Origin of the sequence: Rothia sp. HMSC066G02 (assembly GCF_001813145.1) — a bacterium.
Classification (GTDB): Bacteria; Actinomycetota; Actinomycetes; order Actinomycetales; family Micrococcaceae; genus Rothia.
In genome coordinates this window covers 146770-150840 of the sequence record NZ_KV811593.1, presented here as the reverse complement: position 1 = coordinate 150840, position 4071 = coordinate 146770, and the positions used below count along the sequence as shown (strand labels likewise).

Annotated in this window: 2 protein-coding genes and 1 pseudogene; 1 reads left to right on the top strand and 2 read right to left on the bottom strand. The window is 53.3% G+C overall.

The window, feature by feature from the left end; translation table 11 throughout:
• Positions 1 to 596: pseudogene (locus HMPREF2894_RS09145) on the bottom strand (peptide ABC transporter ATPase); the annotation flags it as partial.
• 577 nt (positions 597 to 1173) lie between these two features.
• The gene (locus HMPREF2894_RS05065) at positions 1174 to 1911 is read right to left on the bottom strand and encodes a DUF6318 family protein (RefSeq protein WP_070678090.1); all 738 of its coding nucleotides are present in this window, start codon (positions 1909 to 1911) and stop codon (positions 1174 to 1176) included.
• Positions 1912 to 2608: 697 nt separating this feature from the next.
• Between HMPREF2894_RS05065 and zapE the strand changes: the two genes are divergently transcribed.
• Positions 2609 to 3664, top strand: coding sequence for a cell division protein ZapE (gene zapE / locus HMPREF2894_RS05060; RefSeq protein ID WP_070678088.1), 1056 nt, complete (start codon positions 2609 to 2611; stop codon positions 3662 to 3664).
• Positions 3665 to 4071: the final 407 nt, after the last annotated feature.

Genomic DNA, 4071 nt, shown 5'->3' with positions numbered 1-4071 from the left:
CAGTCGCGGTGCAACGAATACTCCGTATCCCCGTCACCGCTATCGTTCAGGTGCCAGCGCTGACCGGTACGGATATCGGCCTTGCGCAGGCGTGGGTTCGGGTTATCCTTCTTACCCATCGTGGGATCGTTCTTGCAACCCCAACGAGTGTCGTCTTCATCGCAGGTGCCGCCGACACGACCCACATCAACCCACCACACACGAATCAGCAGCGGATCGACAGTTTCCTTCGTCAAAACGACATCCAGAGCCTGCCAATCGCCACCGTCAACACGGAAACGGCCAGAATAAGAAACGGTCGCGTACGCATGGAAATTACCTGAACGTTTGTAGGTATAACTGGTCGCGGTCTTGCGTGACTCTTCACCACGTGCCCTGCTAACCGGCTTGCCCATGGTGTAGAAGCTGCCCTCGTCACCGTTGCCGTACTGGATGGTCATCTGGGTGGGGTAGGACTCCATCTCAACGTGGCCAATCATCAGGTCGCCTTCCCAACGTGCGGTGGGTGCATCGACGTAGAAGTTGACGGCCTGGTTCTTGTAGACGTTGGGGTTATCTTCACCCAGGCCGGTGCCAAGGTTGTAGGACTGCTTCAAAACAGGGGCCTGGATATCGGTTTTAGCGAATTGGTCCTCAACTTCTTGGAGCATTTCTTCAATAGTGGGGCCCTTGGGCTGTGCAGGGTCATTTGAGGTGAAGGTTTTAGTATCGAGCGGCTGGCAATATGTTCCTAGTCCTGTTTTCGGATTGTAATTTATCTCTTCGTCACCAATAGGCATCTCACGGATACGACTGTATTTGCCAGGTTGTCTTCCTGCTGCAAGACATTCTGCTTCCCCTTGCTTGCGCGCATTACCTTTGGGAATATACATAGGCTGCCCCAAGTTGTCTTTTACTTCGTCATAATTTCTACGGAATTCTTCTTCCTTCCGCTGGTTCTCCGCTTCTATTTCAAGGGATGATTTAGCGACAGGTGAGTCTATCCTAGTATCTAGGATGCCTTTCCTCGCAAAGTTTTGTTGTGGAGTCTTTTCCTTAGTGAGGCATATAGCATGGCCGTTATCGCTACTGCATTCCTGGCTGTTCGCAGGAGGAACGCTCATAAAAACAGATGATGTGATAACAGCAAAAGTGAGTATATATGCACTTCCCATTTCTCTGATACGGAACATGCTATTTCAACAACCCTTTTTCCTTCAGCTGCTCTTGAGAAAGTGAGCCAACGACAGTCCAAAATCCATCCGAATATTTGAGAATGTAAGCGCCGCTATCGTCCCCCTCGGCCGTATTCGTGTCTTCGGTGTATGACCCGTCGGGCTCAACATACATTACGAATTCCCAAATATGCTTCAGCATAAGGGTGTATTCTTTAGTTTTTTCATCATAAATAAACTGACCATCGAGCTGATATTTGTCGAGACCATTAATGATCCATCCGCCGCGCTTATAAAGGCGCTCGACATATCCGTAGAATTTTTCTTCGTCAGTTTCTGGTTTCACATATGCTTTAGCGTATTCGCAATCACCCGTCTGGACTGCATAGTTGTGGGCTATAGTCCAGTCGTTGATCATGTTGAGAGCGCCCTCCTGAGTTTCGGGGTATTGTTTCCGGCTCGGGGGCTTGGGTACGTTTTGCGCGGGTCCGTAGCCGTCGGCTTTACGGTATTCGCCGTCGGGGGCTTTGGACTGTCCAGAGTAGCCTCGGATAGTAGACGAGGTTGCCGAAGCTGATGCAGATTCAGAAGCCGCCGCAGACACCGAAGCCGACTCGCTCGGCGCGGCAGTCGATGATGCCGAGGCGGCTGCCGCCTCGTTATTTGCCTGCTGGCCACACGCCGCAAGCAGGGCCCCCAGGCCCACAAGTGCGCCGCTACCCAGCAGGGTACGGCGATTAAGAATGGTCGATTCCATAGAAGATACGCTCCTATCGTCGGTGATGGTGTGTTGTTTAGTTACTAGTCGGGCTGGTTTTGTGGGTCGTACCTGACCACCGGAAGGAAAACAGCCCCGTAGCGCACCCAACAAACGCATCAATGCGTTATGGAACACTACAGTTACCACCCTACCGCATCTTTGTGTATATTTGCGTTGCTTTGAGTGCAATAGTATCTGAACGTCATTATTCGGACACATCAATGCTTTATGCATCAAATAAATCTACACTCGCGGAGGCCCCGCCCCTGCAGAATTTGTGCCATGGTTTAGTGTCTTCGACCATGGTTTTTAACTACGACCAAAGACACTAACCTATGGCACAAATCCGTAACCCAATACCGAATTTGGGTCTGCGTCGGATATGTGGGCGGGAATCGATAATGACTTAGTTTTTCGGTAATGGGTTAGTGACTTTAGGCTGGGGTTTTAACCATTACCAAAGATGCTAAGTCATGGCTGAAATTGCTAGGTCATGACCGAACCTCCACCGGCGCGGAGCAGCACCTCCACTGGAACTGAGCGGCCTAAACAAAACAGAGCGGCCCCGCACCCCGCCGCCGCCCCTCCTCATACCCGTAATGTGGCGGGCAACTCATGCGGCTCACGCGGGGTGTTAGACAGTACTACACTTAAAGCGGAAGTCACATCGCCGTCACTGAAGAAAAGAGTTTTTGTGCCCACCACGACCGTACACTTGACCGACCGCATCCCTCGCGTTTCTGCTGATGAGTTGCTGGCGGGTTTCCGCCCCTCTGAGCGTTTTGGTGAAGTGTCTTTTGATAGCTACATTCCTGATCCGAATCAGCCGTCGCAGGCTGAGGCTGTGCAGAAGCTGAAGGATTTTGGCGACAAGATTAATGGTGGCGGCGCTGGTGCCGGTTTCTTTGGTCGCCTGTTTGGTGGCAAGAAGAAGGAATCGACGAAGGCTGGCCTGTACCTTGACGGCGGTTTTGGTGTGGGTAAGACTCACCTGTTGGCGTCGCTGTGGCATTATGTGGACGGCCCGAAGGCGTTCGGTACTTTTGTGGAGTACACGAACCTGGTGGGTGCGTTGACGTTCCGTAAGACGGTTGAGGCGTTGAGCAGCTACAAGCTGGTGTGCATTGACGAGTTTGAGCTGGACGATCCGGGTGATACTGTGCTCATGTCTCGTCTGATGCGTGAGCTGGCGGATGCTGGCGTGAAGCTTGTGGCGACCTCGAACACGCTGCCTGGTGCGTTGGGTGAGGGCCGTTTCGCGGCTGAGGATTTTAAGCGTGAGATTCAGGTGCTTGCTTCGCAGTTTGAGGTGCACCGTGTGGATGGTGAGGATTTCCGTCACCGTGGCCTGCCTGCTGCGCCGGAGCCTGTTGCTGATGATGCGTTTGATGCGAAGATTGAGGAAGTGTTCGGCGGCCAGACTGTTGGTGTTGATAACTTCGCTGACCTGGTGGAGCATCTGGCGAAGGTGCACCCGTCGCGTTACCGTCAGCTGATCGATGGCCTGGATGGTATTGCGTGGCGTGATGTTCACCCGATTACTGAGCAGTCGGTGGCGCTGCGTTTTGTGGTGTTGGCTGACCGCCTGTATGACAAGGACTTGCCGATTGTTTCTTCGGGTGTGCCGTTTGACAAGGTGTTTACTGAGGAGATGCTGGCTGGTGGTTATCAGAAGAAGTATTTCCGTGCGGTGTCTCGTTTGACTGCGTTGGCTCGTGAGGGCATGCTCGGTGAGGAGGCGGAGCGCTAGTTCCGCTGTTCGCCGGGGCCGAGCTTTGGCCGGCTCGGGTTTTGATGCGCTGTTCTTTCTAGTCCCGTGAGACTCGAAGCTCGCCCGGTTTGCATGGTTAGCTTGGTTAGTCTGGTTTACCTGAACCGCGCCAACCCCTCTCATACGTGAGGACCCTCGCCGGGTCGCTTAGGAAGCACCCGGCGGGGGTCTTTGTGTGAGCGAGAACCTGGTACGTGACGGGAACATGGCGTGTCGCTCGCATGGTTTCTTCCCTTGCCAGGGAGTTATGCGGGGGTAGATGTGGTTGGAGTGTATAATTTTGCGTGTAGCCTCCGCGAGGTTCTCGCGAAGCACCCGTTTCTGCCGCATGGTTGCGGGCTATTTTCGGGTAGCTATTTCCCTTCCTTTTCGGAGGGACTTTCATT